This window comes from Photorhabdus viridis (genome assembly GCF_040256935.1).
Taxonomy (GTDB): domain Bacteria; phylum Pseudomonadota; class Gammaproteobacteria; order Enterobacterales; family Enterobacteriaceae; genus Photorhabdus; species Photorhabdus viridis.
On the sequence record NZ_JBEJZY010000578.1, the window covers coordinates 1 to 223 of the forward strand.

1 protein-coding gene is annotated in these 223 nt (G+C 41.3%); it reads left to right on the forward strand.

Annotation, left to right across the window (positions count from 1 at the left end; all coding sequences use genetic code 11):
* A partial coding sequence (locus tag ABR397_RS25750) for a hypothetical protein (protein ID WP_350307954.1) occupies nt 1–223 on the forward strand: 223 nt, incomplete at both ends.

A 223-nucleotide genomic window follows, 5' to 3' on the forward strand; every position in this document is an offset into this window, starting at 1 on the left:
TTTTATTATTTATGATCTTAAACTTGAACCCGTCCCGACAGTCTATCCTTACGAAAAATCAGGCGAAACTCAGACCTTGAATGACGAGGACGATGTCATTGAGCCGGCAAGCATTATCGCAAAGGGTAGCATTGTTGCTGATTTCAAAGACAGTATCAACATCAATACCGCCCTTCCTTATGACATTAAAACTGTCTCGGAAGTTAATGTCAAAGAACGACCG